The organism is Nitrosomonas marina (assembly GCF_900110145.1).
Classification (GTDB): domain Bacteria; phylum Pseudomonadota; class Gammaproteobacteria; order Burkholderiales; family Nitrosomonadaceae; genus Nitrosomonas; species Nitrosomonas marina.
Map to the genome: position 1 here is coordinate 20,173 of NZ_FOCP01000022.1, position 19,457 is coordinate 39,629.

Annotated in this window: 12 protein-coding genes; 9 read left to right on the plus strand and 3 right to left on the minus strand. The window is 46.0% G+C overall.

Annotated elements, in window-relative coordinates:
* Positions 1-528: 528 nt before the first annotated feature.
* From BMX44_RS13170 to cueR, 3 genes are all read right to left on the minus strand, one after another.
* Positions 529-2,742 (minus strand): copper-transporting P-type ATPase, encoded by a 2,214-nt coding sequence (locus tag BMX44_RS13170; RefSeq protein ID WP_090633845.1) that lies wholly within the window; start codon positions 2,740-2,742, stop codon positions 529-531.
* A 61-nt stretch (positions 2,743-2,803) separates the two neighbouring features.
* Positions 2,804-4,411: a tetratricopeptide repeat protein gene (locus tag BMX44_RS13175; protein WP_090633848.1), complete on the minus strand. Its 1,608-nt coding sequence runs from the start codon at positions 4,409-4,411 to the stop codon at positions 2,804-2,806.
* A gap of 22 nt (positions 4,412-4,433) precedes the next feature.
* The gene (cueR, locus tag BMX44_RS13180; protein WP_090633850.1) at positions 4,434-4,916 is read right to left on the minus strand and encodes a Cu(I)-responsive transcriptional regulator; all 483 of its coding nucleotides are present in this window, start codon (positions 4,914-4,916) and stop codon (positions 4,434-4,436) included.
* 486 nt (positions 4,917-5,402) lie between these two features.
* On the opposite strand from cueR, the gene BMX44_RS13185 reads away from it, so the two are divergent.
* From BMX44_RS13185 to BMX44_RS13230, 9 genes are all read left to right on the plus strand, one after another.
* Positions 5,403-5,747, plus strand: coding sequence for a hypothetical protein (locus BMX44_RS13185; RefSeq protein WP_143056955.1), 345 nt, complete (start codon positions 5,403-5,405; stop codon positions 5,745-5,747).
* Positions 5,748-5,840: 93 nt separating this feature from the next.
* On the plus strand, positions 5,841-7,151 hold the full coding sequence (locus BMX44_RS13190; RefSeq protein ID WP_090633855.1) for a TolC family protein: 1,311 nt from the start codon (positions 5,841-5,843) through the stop codon (positions 7,149-7,151).
* A complete protein-coding gene (locus tag BMX44_RS13195; protein ID WP_090633858.1) occupies positions 7,148-8,644 on the plus strand; it encodes an efflux RND transporter periplasmic adaptor subunit in 1,497 nt (498 codons plus the stop codon). Before BMX44_RS13190 ends, BMX44_RS13195 begins: the two co-directional genes overlap by 4 nt.
* Positions 8,638-11,841 carry an efflux RND transporter permease subunit gene (locus tag BMX44_RS13200; RefSeq protein ID WP_090633861.1) on the plus strand — a complete coding sequence of 1,068 codons (3,204 nt, stop codon included), beginning with the start codon at positions 8,638-8,640 and terminating at the stop codon, positions 11,839-11,841. Before BMX44_RS13195 ends, BMX44_RS13200 begins: the two co-directional genes overlap by 7 nt.
* 136 nt (positions 11,842-11,977) lie before the next feature.
* Positions 11,978-12,385, plus strand: a complete 408-nt coding sequence (locus BMX44_RS13205; RefSeq protein ID WP_090633862.1) for a heavy metal-responsive transcriptional regulator — start codon at positions 11,978-11,980, stop codon at positions 12,383-12,385.
* Positions 12,382-12,687 carry a hypothetical protein gene (locus tag BMX44_RS13210; RefSeq protein ID WP_090633864.1) on the plus strand — a complete coding sequence of 102 codons (306 nt, stop codon included), beginning with the start codon at positions 12,382-12,384 and terminating at the stop codon, positions 12,685-12,687. Before BMX44_RS13205 ends, BMX44_RS13210 begins: the two co-directional genes overlap by 4 nt.
* Before the next feature lie 983 nt (positions 12,688-13,670).
* Positions 13,671-14,960 (plus strand): TolC family protein, encoded by a 1,290-nt coding sequence (locus BMX44_RS13220; RefSeq protein ID WP_090633868.1) that lies wholly within the window; start codon positions 13,671-13,673, stop codon positions 14,958-14,960.
* On the plus strand, positions 14,953-16,299 hold the full coding sequence (locus BMX44_RS13225; protein WP_090633870.1) for an efflux RND transporter periplasmic adaptor subunit: 1,347 nt from the start codon (positions 14,953-14,955) through the stop codon (positions 16,297-16,299). The genes BMX44_RS13220 and BMX44_RS13225 overlap by 8 nt, the downstream gene beginning before the upstream one ends.
* Complete coding sequence (locus tag BMX44_RS13230; RefSeq protein ID WP_090633872.1) at positions 16,292-19,456, plus strand: efflux RND transporter permease subunit; 3,165 nt, start codon at positions 16,292-16,294, stop codon at positions 19,454-19,456. Before BMX44_RS13225 ends, BMX44_RS13230 begins: the two co-directional genes overlap by 8 nt.
* The last annotated feature ends 1 nt before the right edge of the window (position 19,457 follow it).

Below are 19,457 nucleotides of genomic sequence, written 5' to 3' on the forward strand. Positions count from 1 at the left end.
CTTTGGAATTACTGGAATTATGTTATGTGCGCCAGAATTAAGTATTAGGATTATAAAATCCACTTTCCCCAGCTAGATGCAAAATTGCTTGCATTGTTACGCAGCAGTGGCGTTACCTGGGTAACATAGGGTAATCTCAAAAAAAGCAAACAGAAAGTTTTTGAATGGTGGCTGGGAACAGCTGGGTGCATATTCCGGTCCAGCCTGAACAGCTATTCCGGCTAGAAATGAACATTTCCACAAAATTTTTGTTAGCCTCTCAAATTATTTTTTCTTCCATCCCCATAAATTTAAGGATAAACCCTTCGGGTGTTTGCTTCGCATACATCCTTGAGTTTACGGGGATTGCAGAAATCGTTTAGTATGAAGCTAAAGGTGAAGAATGCTTAATATTGAATTCTTACATTTGCTGTTTTTCTATCCTTAATTGTCGCCAAACAGATTTCCCGGAATTGGCGTTCAGCACGCCGGAATGGCTGTTCAATTTCACTGGAATATGCATGGCACCCATAGTTGCCCATGCTCCGATTACAATTTCATCAATCGTAACCGCAAAGCATTTCCTATTACGCTGACCGAGGACAGCGACATCGCTGCTGCCGCCATAATAGGTGAAAGCAAAACACCAAATAATGGATACAAAACACCAGCGGCAATCGGCACGCCTGCGGAGTTGTAAATAAACGCAAAAAACAGGTTTTGCCGGATATTGCGCATTGTGGCTACAGATAATTTATGAGCGCGCACAATACCCATCAGGTCGCCTTTGAGTAATGTTACTCCTGCGCTTTCCATTGCTACATCTGTGCCGGTGCCCATTGCTATGCCCACATCGGCTGCAGCTAACGCAGGCGCATCATTTGTTCCGTCGCCAGCCATGGCAACAGTGCGTCCTGCAGCACGCAACTCTTTAACAATCTTGCCCTTATCCTCCGGCAGAATTTCAGCTTTTACTTCTTCAATACCCAGTGTTTTTGCCACAGCTTCAGCGGTACGGCGATTGTCACCGGTAAGCATGACAATATGGATACCCTGTTTCTGAAGCTTCTCGATAGCATCCGGTGTTGTTTCCTTGATCGGGTCAGCAATAGCCAAAAGACCAGCAATTTGATCGTTAACGGCGATAAAAATAACTGTTGCGCCATCGGATCGCAGATCATTGGCTTGATCGGACACGGAAGAAACATTGATGGCATGTTCTTCCATCAGCATTACATTACCAAGCGTGACATTCTGTCCTTTGACTTTTCCAATCACCCCCTTACCAGTTGGTGAATCGAAATTGCTTATATCCTCTAAATCCAAACCCTTTTGCCTGGCTGCACTGACTATGGCATGAGCCAAAGGGTGCTCACTGCCCTGCTCCAATGATGCGGCCATTACTAAAAGTTCATCAGAGGAAAACTCTGCAGCAGAAATAATATTTGTAACCGTCGGATTTCCTTTTGTCAATGTTCCAGTCTTGTCAATAACCAGCGTATCGACCTTTTCCATACGTTCCAGTGCTTCTGCGTTTTTTATCAGAACGCCGGCTTGTGCTCCTTTACCAACTCCCACCATAATCGACATGGGTGTAGCCAGTCCCAGCGCACAGGGGCAGGCGATAATCAAAACGCTGACTGCAGCGATCAGTGCATAACTGAAGGCTGGTGATGGCCCGAATATACTCCAGACAATAAAAGCCAGCACAGCCACCAGTATGACGATTGGAACAAACCATGACGCGACGACATCCGCCAGTCTCTGAATTGGCGCGCGGCTGCGTTGCGCCTCGGCAACCATATGAACAATTTGCGAGAGCATGGTGTCTTTACCGACATGCTCGGTTTTCATGATAAAACTGCCAGTCTGATTCATGGTTCCGCCGATCACATTGCTGTCTTGCTCTTTTTTGACAGGCATCGATTCGCCGGTAACCATGGATTCATCGACAGCACTCCGGCCTTCGGTGACTAGACCATCCAGCGGAACCTTTTCTCCCGGGCGGACACGCAACAGATCGCCCACCTTGATTTGATCCAGCGGCACATCTTCATCGTCGCCATTTTTCGTAATCCTGCGCGCTGTTTTCGGCGCGAGATCAAGCAACGCGCGGATTGCCCCGCCTGTCTGCTCGCGCGCTTTAAGTTCCAGAACCTGTCCGAGCAGCACAAGCACTGTAATTACCGCCGATGCTTCAAAATAGACTGCAACAACGCCATCCTGCCGGAATGCTTCAGGGAAAATGCCGGGCGCCAGTGTTGCCACTATGCTGTATAACCAGGCCACACCCGTGCCCATAGCAATCAACGTAAACATATTCAGATTGCGGCTTTTCAGTGAATCCCAGCCGCGCTCAAAAAACGGCTTTCCGGCCCAAAGCACAACAGGCGTGGCCAGTACAAGCTGTATCCAGTTGGAAAGCGTTCCATCTATATATTGATGCAGATTGAAAATGTGACTACCCATTTCCAGGGTAAAAACCGGTAATGTCAGAACCAGTCCAATCCAGAACCGTCTACGCATATCGGTGAGCTCGGGGTTTTCACTTTCTTCACCGGTCATCGTCTCTGGTTCCAGCGCCATGCCGCAAATCGGGCAGTTTCCCGGCCCGTTTTGCCGAATTTCCGGATGCATGGGGCAGGTGTAAATTACAGTTGTCTCATCAGATTGAGATACATCAGGGGATTTTTTCGCATGGACTGGATTATGATCGCTGCATGTGCGGGATTCACGGCCTTGCTCAGATTTTTTTTGTTCCATCGTTTATTTACCTTCAAAAAGGATTTTCCACTGTGAAAGAGTAAAAAACCATGCTCCTATTTCATTTGGATAAATTAATTTGATTTGCCGCAGTCAGTTGCTGTAACTGTTGTTCATAATGCTGTGCCTTTTGTTTATGACCACTCAGTCTTGCTGCCTGCATAGCTCCATAAATACCATTCCGACGATTAGGTGTTCGAATCAATGAGGTTTCAAATTCTTTCAGTGCTTCCTCGGGTTTTTTCAGTTCGAGCAATAATTCACCTAACAATTCTCTTGCCGGTCTTATCGCCCCCGGTGTTACGTTATCCTTTTCAGTGGAATCTTCCAGCTCGGCTGATTCTCGCATCAGGTTTTCTGCATCTTTCATCTTGCCTCCACTATAAGCAATCCAGGCTGCTACCACCAAACGTTGTATTTCTATTTGCTCTGCTGTGTAGTGTTTATTGGCTGCTCTATCAGAGTCTCGGAGTGCCTCGATTTGATTCAGAGCGAACCGGGCTTCATCAATTTTTCCAATTCTGGACGCGCCCAAACCTCGCGCAAAATGGATAATCGATTCACACCAACCAAATTTATTCCATGGAAAATCGACCGGATAAATGTTTAATCCGGCAGCTTCCTGCCAGTAGCCGAGTTCAACTGCGTAGCGTGCCGGGATAGCTGCAAATGCATAAGCGGTCGTAGTATTTTCGGGGTGGGCTTTTTTGATAGCTGTAACTTCTCGCAGAATTTTTTCAGCTTTTTCTGTTTGCCCCAGTTGCAGATAGGCATACATCATATAATCCATGAAATGCATCTGTTGATCCCAGACAGCCATTTGACTATTATTCGCCTGGGTGTAATTTTTTGCTGCATGGTACGCAGCTAAATTGGCATCGACAGCTTCCTGCCATTTTCCCAGCCTGATGAATATATGTGATGGCATATGTAAAGCGTGCGGCACCGCTGGAGCGATTTGCGCATACTTTCTAGCCGCATTAAGTCCGAATTTGGCCAGTTCAGGATAGTCGCTGCTGTGAATGATGTAATGCGCAACGCCTGGATGAGCAGGTTCTTTTTGTAGTACCGTTTGCAACAGTTTTAATGCTTTCTTCTGATTCGAATAAGTTTTATCATTTGGTGAAGCGGTGGAAATTAACGCCAGCGCGTAGAAAACGGCAGCTTCGGAATCGTCCGGGTTGTCTGTAAACACTTTCTCCATCGCTTTCTGGTAGGCCAGCTTTCTTGTTGTGTAATTTGGCGTGTCGTCAAATTGGTACAAATGACGCACGGCTTCGATAAAAGTACGCTCCCTTTCGGTTTTGATGTCTAGTTGTTCAGCAAGTCGCAGGGCGTTTTGTCCTTTTTGCAACTCTTCAGGCGTCGGTGGCGTTGCCCATAACTGGTGATAAAGGCTCATTGCCACACCCCAGTGACCCATAGCGCAGTTTTTATCAACTGCTGTAACACGACGAAATGTCTTTTCTGCCTCGTCATACCAAAATGAATGAAGCATCGCGATCGCTTGATTAAATAATTCCTGCGCAGGTGGTGTGCACGAAACATGAAACGAAACCGTTCCTAGCTGTTCCCCACCAGCGACGTGCAATTGATGATTGTCGTCTGCACGCGTTGAATGCACAGTCAGTAGATATATAATTAAGGCGATTTTTGCAAATTGTTTCATGCTATTTCTCCATATTCAGCGTTTATTTTGTTTTTACACATTGTTTCGACGAACTCTGCCGAACAGAAGAGTGAAGACGATTCGGTTTAGAAGTTTCTGCAAATTCTTGGGTTGCGTCTTTATCTGATAGCGTATCCAGAATAGGACAGTCTGGGCGATCATCACCGCGGCAATGCCCGATCAATTGGGACAATGTTTCAGCAATTGACTGCAGCTCAGAAATTTTTTCTCTAAGTTCTTTCAGATGAGATGTGGCAAGCTGCTTAACTTCACGTGCTGGTCGCCGGCGGTCTTGCCAAAGCAACAACAGTTTTTTTATATGTGCGATACTGAAACCTGCTGCACGCGCGCGATTTATAAATAGCAAAACATGAATGTCACGTTCATCGTAGTGCCGGTATCCTGAGTATGAACGCGTGGCTTTAGGAATAAGCCCAATAGCTTCGTAGTAGCGAATCATTTTTGCTGATATGCCAGAGGCGCGGGAAGCCTGACCAATATTCATGCTCATTTCCTTAGGATTGTGCGGATATGGGTTTCTCATGATTATTTTTTCACTGATTTATTTATTGAAACTGCCATGTTAAACCTTCCAATAATTGGAAGGTCAAGTGATTTATTTCAGTGTTGAAGCTCGCAATTAATCCTTGAGGATGTTTTGCACCATGATTAGCATTGCTCTAATACAATATTGTTTGAATATTATTCCAAATCAGTATCCTATAATATGCAATCTGCCGGATTTTCAAGCAGTGATGATATTTTCAGCGAGCGACTCTTATTTTGGCTTGCACTGCTTGCATTGACCTGGCACGCTGGCGGCCTGATTTTCTCGTTCGTTCCTATTTGATACGTGCTACACTCAGCTTGTCGTATTGTCAAGTCAATCATATCAATGAATTATCGGATATCCTCATTTCTAGTTGCACTGCTGTTTTTGTTCATGACGACTATCGGGTCATTGCAAGCAAAAACCGTTTTTACATGCGCGATGATGGATACGGATGTATTCCACGAATGTTGTTGCGATGGCAATAGCGCTGATAAAGATTGCGTGAATCATAGCTGCGATGTAATGTTCGGCCCGAATAAAGGGGCCTGCTGTGACAAATCAATTGAAATCAGTATCAATGCCGATGAAGCAAAACAAAACGCATCATTTGCCAAGCCAGCTGAGATACGTTCTGATGTAGACCCGCCTCAAGCTATTATTGTCAATTATTTTGATATCCCCGCCTCACCATATTCTGTCGCAGTTTTAGTAGTCAATTTCCAGCCAATTATCGGTTCATCTGGCTCTAGCACTTATCTCATTACGCAACGACTGCGTATTTAATCCTACCTCCTTATCCTGATTCCACTTTTGACCTTCGTTCAATCGCGTACGAATACGTCCCTATTTAGTTGAACCAACACAAGGAGATGAACATTGCATTCCATATTATTGCGATACACTGTTTTTAGTGTTTTTCTAACGCTAATCGCTGTTCCCGTGTGGAGTGATCCTCCACAACAAACTTATACCGGTTTTAAAACCGATCAATATTTAACCGCCGAGCAGTTGGCATCGTGGGTCCTTGAAGTCAATCCTGGCCTAGCTGCGATACAAGCGGCAGCAGAAGCGGCTGCTTATCGCATTGATCCCGCTAGCGCGCTAGACGATCCGGTTTTGAGTTACGGTATTGCACCGCTGACGCATGACGCAAGTCGGGGTGTGAATCAAAGATTTGACGTCAGTCAAAAAATTCCCTGGCCAGGCACATTGGCCGCTCGAAAGGAAGTCGCCCGGAATGATGCACTCGCAGTCAGTAGCGAGGCTGACATGCTGCAGCTGCTGGTTATCGCCCAAACCAAAGCAGCGTATGCTGAGTGGTACTTTATCCATGAGGCATTGAACATCCACCATGCAACGCAAGCGCTACTTGATGAATTAACTGTGACCACTCAAGTACGCTATGCAACTGGTCTTGCAACCAAACAAGATGCACTGCAAGCAGAAGTTGAACTGAACAATCTTAAAAAGCAGGAACTAATCCTTCTCCGACAACAGGTCGCAATACAGGCACGTATTAATGCGTTACTCAATCAGCCACCAGACACTTCATTGCCGGAAGCCGAGCAGATTGTGGTTTCTCGTCAGCAACCTCCGACATTTCAAGAATTGCAAGCTTTGGCATTGACGCATCATCCTGAACTTTCTCAATTGAACGCACGAATTTCTGCAGGTGAAAGCCGTATTACCTTAGCTGAAAAAGCATTTTTACCTGATTTTCAGGTCGGCATGGGCTATAACAGTCTTTGGGATGATGCCGACAAACGGCCTATTTTGGGTGTTTCGATCAATATACCACTTGATCGCGGTAAACGAAGATCTATATTGAATCAGGCGCGAGCCGAAACACGTCGTGCCGAATGGTTGCTGATTGAACGGCGGGCAGAGTTGTTGGCAGATCTCGCACAAGCACGTGCGGAAGTAATCGAAGCGCAGTCATCAGTGGTACTGTACCAAGATAAGCTTATTCCCCTCGCAGAAGAATACCTTGATTCAGCAATTGCAGACTATCAAAGTGGCGCCGGCGGTTTTCTCAATGTCATTACCGCTGAGCAACGCAAACTTAGTACTGACCTTGCACATGCGCGCTCACGTGCCGATTATGTAAGGCGTCTTGCCGAGCTCGAGCGTTGGACAGGCGCATCGATCAATTTGTCGCTACCAATCTCAGTCGGGGTAAAACAATGAAATATTCAAAGAAATTTTTGTGGTTAACCGGTATTTCGGTATTGGCAATTTTAACTGGCGGAACCTATTTTATTTTATCTGAGTCAAGCACAAAAGTGTCACCTGAATCAGTTGCGGTTGCCGAGGACAATTTGTTTCGTTATCAGGTAAACGGATTAAATATTGGTCTAGGCATTAAGCCTAGTATTCCTCGCGTGGGAAGCAATGAATTGATTATTGAAGTTCGCGATTCTAGCGAGAATCCAGTGTCTGTCGCCATCGACGCTTACGCAGAGATGCCAGCCATGGGTGCCATGCCGGCGATGCGCGCACCTGTAGATCTCAAAGAGAACGCACCGGGGCGCTATGTGGGAACAATGCATCTGTCCATGCGTGGTGAGTGGCCGCTAACTATCACAATCAAAGATCCGCAACACGATGAGAAGCGCCTTCAATTCGATCTTGCCACTGACCGTAAAGACCTTGCAATCGTCGCGGGAGCCGCACCTGTAGATGGTGTAACAAAAACAACTGACGATGCCGACGTCATCACAATCGACAGCCGTCGTAGACAAATGATTGGCGTTGAGTCGGACGTAGTATCTCACCGCGAATTAATAAAATCAATTCGAGCAGTCGGTGAAGTCATGTTTGATGAACAATTATTGTCGCATGTTGCGCTAAAATTCGACGGTTATATTGGTGATCTAAAAGCCAATTATGTCGGTGCTAAGGTTACAAAGAACCAGATACTATTTACAGTTTACAGTCCTGAACTACTGGCCGCCCAGCAAGAATATCTTGAAACGCTAAAGCGCCGACAAAATAACGGCTCTGAAGATGGACTGCTACGTGCGGCACGCCAACGACTGGCATTATGGGATATGTCTCCAAAGGAGATTAAGGCTCTGGAACAACGCGGATCGCCGCAAGATTATGTCGCTATTTATGCACCACGTAGCGGCACCTTGATTGAACGGAATATCGCAGACGGCAGCTCGGTTCGTAAAGAACAGACGCTATTAAAGATTGCCGATCTTTCTCGTGTATGGATCGAAGCGGAAGTTTTTGAAGCTGACCTAGAATTAGTGCGGGTCGGTATGGCTGCAAGCTTTACATTGCCATATTTGCCAGGACGGACGTATTCGGCAATCGTTGAATATGTTTATCCTTATCTTCAGAGTGACAGCCGTACCGGTCGTATTCGGCTGTCATTGGAAAATCCTGATGGCGAGCTGAAACCCGATATGTACGCTGAAGTACTTTTGCAAGCGGGACTGGGGCAACGGCTCAGCGTTCCAGAGGAAGCCATCATCGTGGCCGGAGATACTCGAGTTGTTTTTATGGATCTTGGGCAAGGCCGCCTCAAACCCGTTCGCATCAAAACAGGACGTACTGCACAGGGATATGTTGAAGTACTCGATGGCCTGTCAGCCGGTGACATTGTGGTTACTTCGGGTAATTTTCTCATCGCAGCGGAGACACGCCTGAAAACGGGGATAGAGCAATGGTAAACACCAATGACAACAAGAGAAAACTGAGCCCGATCGAAGCGGTGATTGGTTTTTCGGCGCGCAATTGGCTTCTCACTGTAATGCTGGTTCTTGTCGCAACCATATGGGGCTATCGTTCATTCATCAGTGCACCACTCGATGCTATCCCTGATCTATCGGATGTGCAGGTGATTGTGTTTACCAATTGGCCTGGACGCAGTCCGGATTTGATCGAAGACCAGATTACATATCCGTTGACAACTACGCTGCTTGCTGCACCTGGGGTACGTTCTGTTCGCGGACAAAGTTTTATGGGATTATCATTTGTCTATGTAATCTTTGAAGATGGGACAGACATCTACTGGGCGCGTTCACGCGTGCTCGAGTATCTGAACTCAGCTTCCGCCAAACTGCCGGATGCCATACAGCCGACGTTGGGGCCAGATGCGTCTGGAGTTGGTTGGGGATATCAGTATGCACTGGTTGATAAAAGTGGCAATCGGAGCTTGGCAGACTTACGCAGTTTGCAAGATTTCAATTTGCGTTATGCACTCGAAGCCGTTGAAGGCGTTGCTGAAATTGCCTCAGTAGGCGGTTTCGTCAAGGAATACCAGATTAATATTGATCCTAATAAGCTGTCATCCTACGGTATTTCTCTAGATAAAGTAATAGCAGCAGTCCGCGCCTCCAATAAAGATGTCGGCGGGCGTGTTTTGGAAGTCGCCGGACATGAACAATTCATTCGTGGACGCGGTTATGTCAAATCAGTTGAGGATCTCAAAGATGTTGTAATCGGTGTAGGTGATGGCGGCATACCGATTCGCGTTGTTGATGTGGCGACCGTTAGTCTGGGGCCTGCATTACAGCGCGGACAGGCAGATTTGGATGGCGAAGGCGTCACAGTCGGTGGTATTGTTGTCATACGCTACGGAGAAAATGTCCTAGATGTTATTAATCGAGTCAAAAATCGAATAGATACTCTCAAAACCAGCTTACCGCCCGGCGTCGAAATTGTTCCTGTTTATGATCGCTCCAGTTTGATTGAACGCGCGATTGAAACACTACAAAATACGCTCATTCATGAAATGTTGATCGTGTCGTTAGTTATCGGGTTATTTCTCCTCCATGTGCGGTCAGCAATCGTAGCAATTGTAACGTTGCCCATTGCCATATTGCTTTCGTTCATTCCGATGTTTTATCAGGGGCTAACCGCGAACATCATGTCGCTTGGCGGTATCGCCGTGGCCATTGGTGCCATGGTCGATGCCGCAATTGTCATTATTGATAATATTCATAAGCGCCTGCAAAACGAAATCCTCCAGGGTGAAGCTAGAATACGTGCTGTGATCGAAGCCATGCAGGAAGTTGGTCCCAGCATTTTCTTTTCACTATTGATCATTACTGTTTCTTTTATTCCCGTATTTGCTCTCGAAGGTACTGAAGGCCGTTTGTTCAAGCCCTTGGCCTACACCAAGACCTATTCGATGTTCTTCGCAGCATTGCTGTCAGTGACGCTGATCCCGGCACTGACTGTTCTTCTGATCAAGGGACGCATTCATAGTGATCATAGCTGGCTGAACACAGGATTAACGAAATGCTATATGCCGATAGTAAAATTTTCGGTGCGCTGGCGCTGGCCAGTTATTATCCTAGCAGTGTTAGCACTGGCTGCAACGGTACCCGTATACCGTAGCCTCGGCTCTGAATTCATGCCGCCACTTAATGAAGGCAGTATTCTTTATATGCCGACTACACTGCCAAATATTTCCGTTGAGGAAGCTACGCGCGTCATGCAAACCATGAATCGCGAGTTAAAAAAATTTCCTGAAGTCGAAAGAGTATTCGGCAAGGTTGGCCGCAGTACCAGTCCTACGGATCCGGCTCCTTTATCGATGATCGAAACCAATATTATGCTAAAACCTGAAACTGAATGGCGTGAAGGGGTGACCTGGGACACATTGATCGGTGAAATGGATAATGCAATGCGATTTCCTGGAATGCCGAATATCTGGTGGATGCCGATACAAACACGTACCGAAATGCTGGCAACCGGCATACGTTCGTCACTCGGTATCAAAGTTTTTGGGGCCGATCTTTCGACAGTCGAATCCATTGCGATCAATATTGAACGCGCACTAATTGATAATGAACGTACTGCACCTTATACACGCAGCGCTTTCGCTGAGCGCACAACGGGTGGATACTTTCTGGATTTCGACATTGATCGCAAAGCCGCAGCACGGTTTGGCCTTAATGTGAACGACATACAGTCCGTAGTCGAATCCGCAATCGGGGGCATCAAGGTAAGCGAGACCGTTGAAGGCCGTGAACGCTACGATATTCTTGTACGCTATGCCCGCGAATACCGTGACAATATTGCAGCGCTTGAGCGCGTATTCGTTGCAACCCCGACCGGTGCACAGATCCCGATTACACAGGTTGCTAATATTCGCTTTCGTACGGGGCCGCCAATGCTCAGAAATGAAGATGGTCAGCTTGTCAGTTTTGTGTTCGTTGATGTCAGTGACAAGATCGGTATTGCCGATTATGTTGATCTGGCGCGCGATGTTGTCACTGAAAATGTGGAAATAACACCAGGATACCGTATTGATTGGGCTGGACAATTTACGTATTTCGAACGCGTTAAAGCACGCCTGGCAATTCTGGTGCCACTGACCATAATCTTAATCTTTTTTATGCTTTATATGCATCGAAAATCAATAACCGAAACACTGATCATTATGACAGCACTGCCATTTTCGTTAATCGGCAGTATCTGGCTACTGGCCGCGCTCGGTTACAATTTGAGCGTTGCCGTCGTGGTCGGCATGATTGCGATGGCCGGTCTGTCGGTTGAATTAGGACTATTGATGATGCTGTATTTAGATCTCGCTTGGCGCAGACATGTCGCAGACGGTTCGCTTAAAACCAGAACAGACCTGAAAAACACGATTGCTGAGGGAGCAAGTCAACGTATTCGTCCAATGTTGATGACCAGCCTGACGCTGTTCTTGGGCCTGCTGCCTATCATGTACAGTAGCGGAAGTGGTGCTGATGTTATGAAACGCATCGCTGCACCTATGCTGGGTGGTACAGGCTCGACATTGATTCTGGTATTAATTGTTTTTCCAGCTATTTTTTCATTATGGCGTGGCCGATACGTATACGATTTAAGTGCATTACCCCAAAATCATGGAGAAACAAAAAATGTAACTTAGGGATAAGTTTAGAATCCTGTGTAAGTTTACAAATCAGCTAACACGTTGCACTTACAATCTCATCTTATTCGTTAGATTTAATACTTGACTCTGGAGTATAGTCCATAGTCTAGAGTAACGATGCAAGGAGGTAATTATGCTAATCGGTGAACTCGCAGACAAGGCAAACATAAGCGTTGATACCATTCGTTATTATGAGCGGGAAGGACTTATCAAGCCTGTTTCGGTACGTGATTCCGGCTATCGCGAGTTTGATGAAAGTTCTGCCGATACCCTCCTTTTTGTGGTACGGGCCAAGGATTTAGGATTTTCGCTCAAAGAAATCTGCACACTGTTACGGCTAAAAAACGATCCCGATACGACTTGTGGTGAAGTAAAAGCGCTGGCTGAGAAGAAAATAACCGATGTCATTCTCAAGATCAAAAGCTTGCAAGCCATAGAAAAAGATCTGACCGCGCTTCTTAGGGCATGCACTGATACGGCAGCCTCCGTTGATGAATGCCCAATTGTAGACTCACTTGATAAAAAGGAGAAAGAGATATGAATATTGAATTTATCTATTTTAAAGAATGTCCGAATGCTAACGCCGCTCGGGAAAATCTGCATAAGGCGTGTTCCGCGCTTGGTATTGAAGCTGACTGGCAAGAATGGGATCAAAATAACGATAATGTTCCAGAACATGTCAAAGACTTTGGTTCCCCCAGTATTCTGGTAGAAGGAAAGGATGTCGCCGGCGACCCCGGTGAGTGCTGTCAGGCTAAATCTTGTCGTGTTTATGAAGACGGTCAGAATGCGCCGGATGTAGAAACAATTATGGTGGCATTGCGAGAAAACCTGCATCAATGAAAAAGTTTTTCATAGCATTACCGTCCTTTCTGGCCTCGGCATTTGTGGCCTTGCCGATACTTACATGTCCGGCGTGTTGGCCGCTTTATGCCGGATTGCTCAGCGCTCTTGGTCTAAGTTTTGTTGACTACACGCCATTTTTGTTTCCAGTTACAGCCGTGCTTCTCTTCATATCCCTTGTTTCGCTTGCCTGGAAAGACATGACCAAGAGCTTTGTCAAAAATGCGCTGAGGCCTGTGTTTCTGAACCACCGCGCTATCATAATACCAAAGTATGTTATGGGCATATTTTTGGTTATCTTAGTCATTACCGCGAGTTTCTCGTCAAGCTAGGTATCCAGCTTGACACTGACAACACTTTAATGTAAAAGGACAATAATTGGTGTGATCATATAATTATCGATTATCAAATAAAAACCGAGTGTTAAAGAAGCGAAGAGCAAACAGATTACTTTTGGTTTTAATCATGCTTTGGTTACCATTGCAAGGAGCGTTTGCTTTTACGGAGCTGCCGTGCATGCATGAAGAAAATACAGTTAATAAAATCAATGCCGTTGATTTTCCTATAACTGATGACCACCAGCATACGCTTCATTTCAAAGAAACAAGTAACACGGCTTCTGGCCAAGAATGTGAGGTGGACACCTTATGTCATGTAAGCTGTAGCAGCTATATCCCTACTATACTCTCTGATCCATCCTCTCCCAATTGTATTTCCTGTAATTTCGCGATTACAGCTCAATCTGATTCGTTCATTCCTGAACAATTTCAACGTCCTCCTCTCGCATAATTCATCCTGAACAGTAACAAGAAATCCACGGGCTTAAAAGTGGTCAGGCATTATCTATATTGAGCTTGATGGATTTCATCGATGATCGAATAAATTTCATTCTGATCCTGATTAATTACACGACAAAAAGCATTTAACGGGTTAAGGGCAAAGTTTCCTTCACGTTAAGCTTTTTATTACGAGTATGGCGCATTATGTCTTCACTTTTCATCATTCTAAGCAACGTTATATTAGGTTTATTGTTACTTGTAAACAATGTGTTCGCCGGAGCAGATCATGATTCTTTAACACTAAAATCGGCGACAGAAATAGCGATCCGGAATAATCCGGATTTAGCGCAAATGCGGGCGCGCGCCGAGGCAATGGCAGCGATTCCATCACAGGTTGGCACGCTGCCTGACCCTGAAATCAGTTTCAGTGCCGCAAATCTGCCCGTTGATACATTCAGTACTGCTCAGGTGGACATGACGCAAATCGGGCCGGGAATTTCGCAGGCAATTCCTTTTCCAGGAAAACTGGCATTACGCAGCTCAGCTGCGAGTTTTGAAGCAAAAGCTGCATTCGAGAATGTAACGGAAGCGCGGTGGTGGTTACTCAGTAACGTTAAACAAGTATGGTGGCAAATTTTCTACCTGGATCGTGCGTTACAAGTCGTAAAAGACAACCAGCTGCTGCTGGAACAGTTTATTCAGATCACACGTACAAAATATGAAGTGGGTGAAGGGCTGCAACAAGATATTTTGTTGGCACAACTGGAGCTGTCCAACCTGCTGGATCAACAGCTTAGGCTGCAAGGCGCGCGACATAATTCCGTTGCGAAGCTCAATGCATTACTGGATAGAGCTGCCAACCAATCAATAACATTACCTGAAGAAATAGCAGAAGAATTACCGACCATTCTTTCTGAAACTGCATTGTACCAGGTGGCCGAACACTCCAGGGCCTTGCTGGCATCGAAACATGAATCTGTCAATGCCGCAAGGGTCCGCGTTGATCTGGCTAAAAAAGATTTTTATCCAGACTTTAAGTTACGGGCTTCTTATGGATTCCGGCGTGATAATCCAACGGGTATTGATCGGGATGATTTTTTAACCCTTGGTTTGAGTATGAACGTTCCGATTTTTTTGGACCGGAAGCAAGCGAAGGCAGTTGATCAGCGTAACAGTGAGTTAATGCAGCAGAAATATATGCTACAGGACGAATGGAATAACATACGCGCCGAGATCTCACAAAGCTATAGCGATTTTCAACGCGCCTCGAAACAGACGGTATTGTTTAAAACCGGCATCATTCCTCAGGCAAGACAGACTGTGGCATCCATGCTGGTTGGTTATCAGGTCAACAAAGTCGATTTCCTGAATCTGGTCCGCAGCCAGATCAGTCTATTAAATAATGAACTGCAATACTGGAGTACTTTTGCTGAAGCCAATCAGGCTTTAGCAAAATTAATGGCCGCAGTTGGCAAGGAAGAAATTTATGAATAAACCATTAATAATCGTTGCTGTTGTAATGTTGATGATAGGTATCGGCGGGGGCTGGTTGGCTAACGATTATATACAGCTGGCGATTACACAACATCAACAGGATGACAGTCAGGCTGCGCGCTCGGAACAAAACAGTCAACCGCTTTTCTACCGTAGCCCGATGAATCCATCGGTTACCTCTCCCGTTCCCGCAAAAGATCCAATGGGCATGGATTATATTCCGGTTTACGCCGATGATGACAGTAGAGACGATCAACCAGCGGGCACAGTCAAAATCGATCCAGTCGTTGCACAAAATATAGGGGTACGTACCGCGATTGTTGAAAGGGACATACTGTCGCATATCGTTCGAACAGTCGGTCGCGTGGATTATGATGAAGAACGTATCGTTCGATTACATCCTAAGGTCGAAGGATGGATTGAAACCATGCGTGTAGACAAAACCGGTGAGAAGGTTAAGAAAAATCAGGATTTACTCAGTATTTACTCTCCCCAGCTGGTTGTCAGCCAGCAGGAATACGTCCTGGCTTTAAACAATCTCCACATATTAAAACAAAGCCCTATTGCAGACATTCGTCGTGGCGCGGAAGAACTGGTCAGCAGCGCGCTCGAACGGCTAAAACTCCTGGATGTTCCGGAACATCAACTGCATGATCTGACACGAGACCATAACATACATAAAACCTTGCATATTCATAGCCCGGCTTCTGGCATCGTGGTTCATGTTGGTGCCCGTGAAGGCCAGTATGTGACACCGGCCACTGAGATTTACTTGATCGCTGACTTGTCCACAGTCTGGGTATATGCTGATATCTACGAAAATGAATTACCCTGGGTACAGTTGGGTGATCTGGTTGAAATGCGGCTGGCGGGCATTCCCGGACGTGTTTTCAGAGGACACCTGGCTTTCATTTACCCATATGCCGAAGCCAAAACACGAACAATCAAAGTGCGCCTTGATTTTAAAAATACTGAATTGTTATTAAAACCTGACATGTTTGCCGAGGTGTCAATCTATGCAAGCAAACAAAAACGCGCATTAGTGATTCCATCCGAGGCGGTTATCCGTTCAGGCACACGCGACAAGGTGCTGGTTGCACGTGGCGCTGGAAAATTTGAACCACGGACAATTACAACCGGCGTGGCAGCTGATGGAAAAGTGATTGTGCTGGATGGATTGGAAGAAGGCGAAGAAGTCGTTACTTCATCCCAGTTCCTGATTGATTCTGAATCCAGTTTGCGTGAAGCCACAGCAAAAATGATAAAACCAGGATTAAAAGAAAAAGAATCCAAACCCAGCCCGTTACAGATAGAGGAAGGACCGCATCAACATGATTAATGCCATCATCAATGGATCGCTAAATAATCGTTTTATGGTTCTGCTGGTGGTAGTTGTACTGGCAGCGGCAGGATACTGGTCTTTTAAAAATATTTCTTTAGACGCTATTCCAGACCTGTCGGATGTACAGGTCATCGTGTTTACTGAATACCCCGGACAAGCACCCCAGGTAGTAGAGGATCAAGTTACCTATCCGTTGACCACAGCGCTGTTGGCGGTGCCGCATGCAAAAGTGGTGCGCGGTTATTCTTTCTTTGGATTGTCATTCGTTTATATCATTTTTGAAGATGATACCGATATGTATTGGGCCAGGTCCAGGGTGCTGGAATACCTCAACTATGCTAATGAGCGACTGCCGCAGGGGGTCAATCCATCGTTGGGACCGGATGCAACCGGTGTCGGCTGGGTTTACGAATATGCACTGGTTGACAGAACGGGCAAGCACGACTTGGCGCAATTGCGTTCCATACAGGACTGGTATTTACGTTATCCATTGCAAACAGTACCCGGTGTGTCAGAAGTCGCGTCAGTCGGTGGTTATGTCAAACAATATCAAGTAGAAGTTAACCCCAATGCATTACTCGCTTACGGTATACCCTTGTCCAAAGTGAAGTATGCCATTCAACGCTCGAATAATGATGTCGGCGGCAGAGTGGTTGAAATGGCCGAAACGGAATATATGGTGCGTGGTTTAGGCTATATCCAATCGCTTGATGATATTAGAAGCATTCCGGTTGGTGTTGACGCCAATGGCACACCCATTCGTTTAGAAGACGTCGCACAAGTCCAAATCGGCCCCGAACTGCGCCGTGGTGTCGTCGAGTTAAACGGCGAAGGCGAAGTCGCCGGTGGTATTGTCATCATGCGTTATGGTGATAACGCACAAGCGACCATACTGGGAGTACGTGAAAAACTGAACGAACTCAAACAAGGATTACCAGAAGGTGTCGAAATTATTCCTGTCTATGACCGTGGCGCATTGATTGAACGCGCGGTAGCCACATTGAATACAGCGTTGATTCAGGAACTGATTATCGTTTGTGTATTAGTTGGCTTGTTTTTACTGCATCTACGTTCATCATTAGTCATTGTTATTACGCTGCCACTGGCTGTATTGATGGCATTTATTGTCATGAGATGGCAGGGCATCAATGCCAATATCATGTCTTTAGGAGGCATTGCCATCGCGATTGGCGACATGGTCGATGGCGGCATCGTGATGGTGGAGAATGCCCATAAACATCTGGGTGAAGCAGTCGCCAGGAAAAAGGCCGAGTTAACCAAAAAAGAACGTTGGCAGGTCATTGGCAAAGCTTCTCGTGAGGTAGGGCCTTCACTGTTTTTTTCATTACTCATCATTACCGTATCATTTATACCCATTTTTGCGATGGAAGCACAGGAAGGCCGGCTGTTCAGCCCACTGGCCTATACCAAATCCTATGCGATGGCTGCAGCAGCCATCTTAACTATTACCGTTATACCCGTATTGATGGGTTATTTTATTCGCGGCAAAATTATTCCCGAGAAAAAGAACCCTGCTAACCGCTTCTTGCATTTCATTCATTCGCCAATACTCAAGCTGGCCATGCGTTGGCGGGCAGCGACATTAGTACTGGCTATGCTGCTACTTGCTTCAACCTTCTATCCGTTATCCAAAATCGGCAGTGAATTTATGCCACCGCTGGATGAGGGCGATATACTCTACATGCCCAGTACATTTCCCGGCATTTCCATCACCAAAGCTAAAGAGCTTTTGCAACAAACTGATAAAATCATTAAAACCTTTCCTGAAGTGCACCATGTCTTTGGCAAAATTGGTCGCGCCGAGACCGCAACCGATCCTGCCCCCTTATCGATGATAGAAACGACAATACGGCTTAAACCCCGTTCGGAATGGCCTGATCCAAACAAAACCATGCAAGAACTGGTTTCTGAAATGGATCGGGCTATTAATTTCCCTGGCGTAGCCAACGCCTGGACCATGCCAATCAAAACACGTATTGATATGCTATCGACTGGTATTAAAACGCCTGTCGGCATCAAGGTTTCCGGGCCTGATCTGGATAAGTTACAGCAATTATCTGAACAGATTGAACAAGTCATGAAAACCATGCCGGAAACACTATCTGCTTTTGGTGACCGGGCCGCTGGCGGGTATTATCTGGATTTTGATATCAAACGCGATGAATCTGCACGCTATGGTTTAACGGTGGGTGACGTTCAAGACGTGATTCAAAGCGCAATTGGTGGCATGAACATTACTGAAACAGTGGAAGGTCTGGAACGTTATCCTGTCAATCTGCGCTATCCTCGCGAATTACGGGATGATCTGGAGAGTCTGAAGCGTACGTTAATCCCGACTCCAACCGGTGCACAAATCCCGTTGTCACTGGTGGCCGATCTTACGCTAAGGCGTGGACCGCCTTCCATTAAAAGTGAAAATGCGCGTCCTAATGCCTGGATTTATGTAGACCTAAAAACCTCCGACATCGGCGGTTTTGTAACAAAAGCAAAAACGCTTATAGAAAGCCAAGTAGTGCTTCCTGCTGGCTACACCATCAGTTGGTCCGGTCAGTTCGAATACATGGAACGGGCCGCAGAAAAACTTCGCATTGTAGTGCCGTTAACACTTTTATTGATTTTCTTTTTACTCTACCTGACCTTTCGCAACATGGTTGAGCCTATTATCGTGATGCTGACCGTTCCTTTCGGTCTTATTGGTGGCATATGGTTAGTATACGGTCTCGGATTTAATCTCTCTGTCGCAGTTTATGTTGGTTTTATAGCGCTAGCCGGGACGGCTGCCGAAACAGGTGTGATGGTATTAAATTTTATCGACATTGAAATTGCTAAATTGCGCAAACAAAAACAGGCGTTACTATCTCCCTCAGAAATCAAAGAAGCGGTTGAAGCAGCAACGGCTATGCGTGTGCGGCCAGTTTCAATTACGGCATTCTCCACTATGATCGGCTTAATACCCATCATGATGGCCACTGGCAGCGGCGCAGATGTCACTCATCGCATTGCGGCACCGGTATTAGGTGGTATGTTTACAGTACTTATTCTGACGCTGCTGGTATTTCCAGTCATCTACAGTTTAATCCTGCAGTTTCAGGAAAAAAGAAAGCAACAAAGTTTTGACACGGATCAATCGTAAT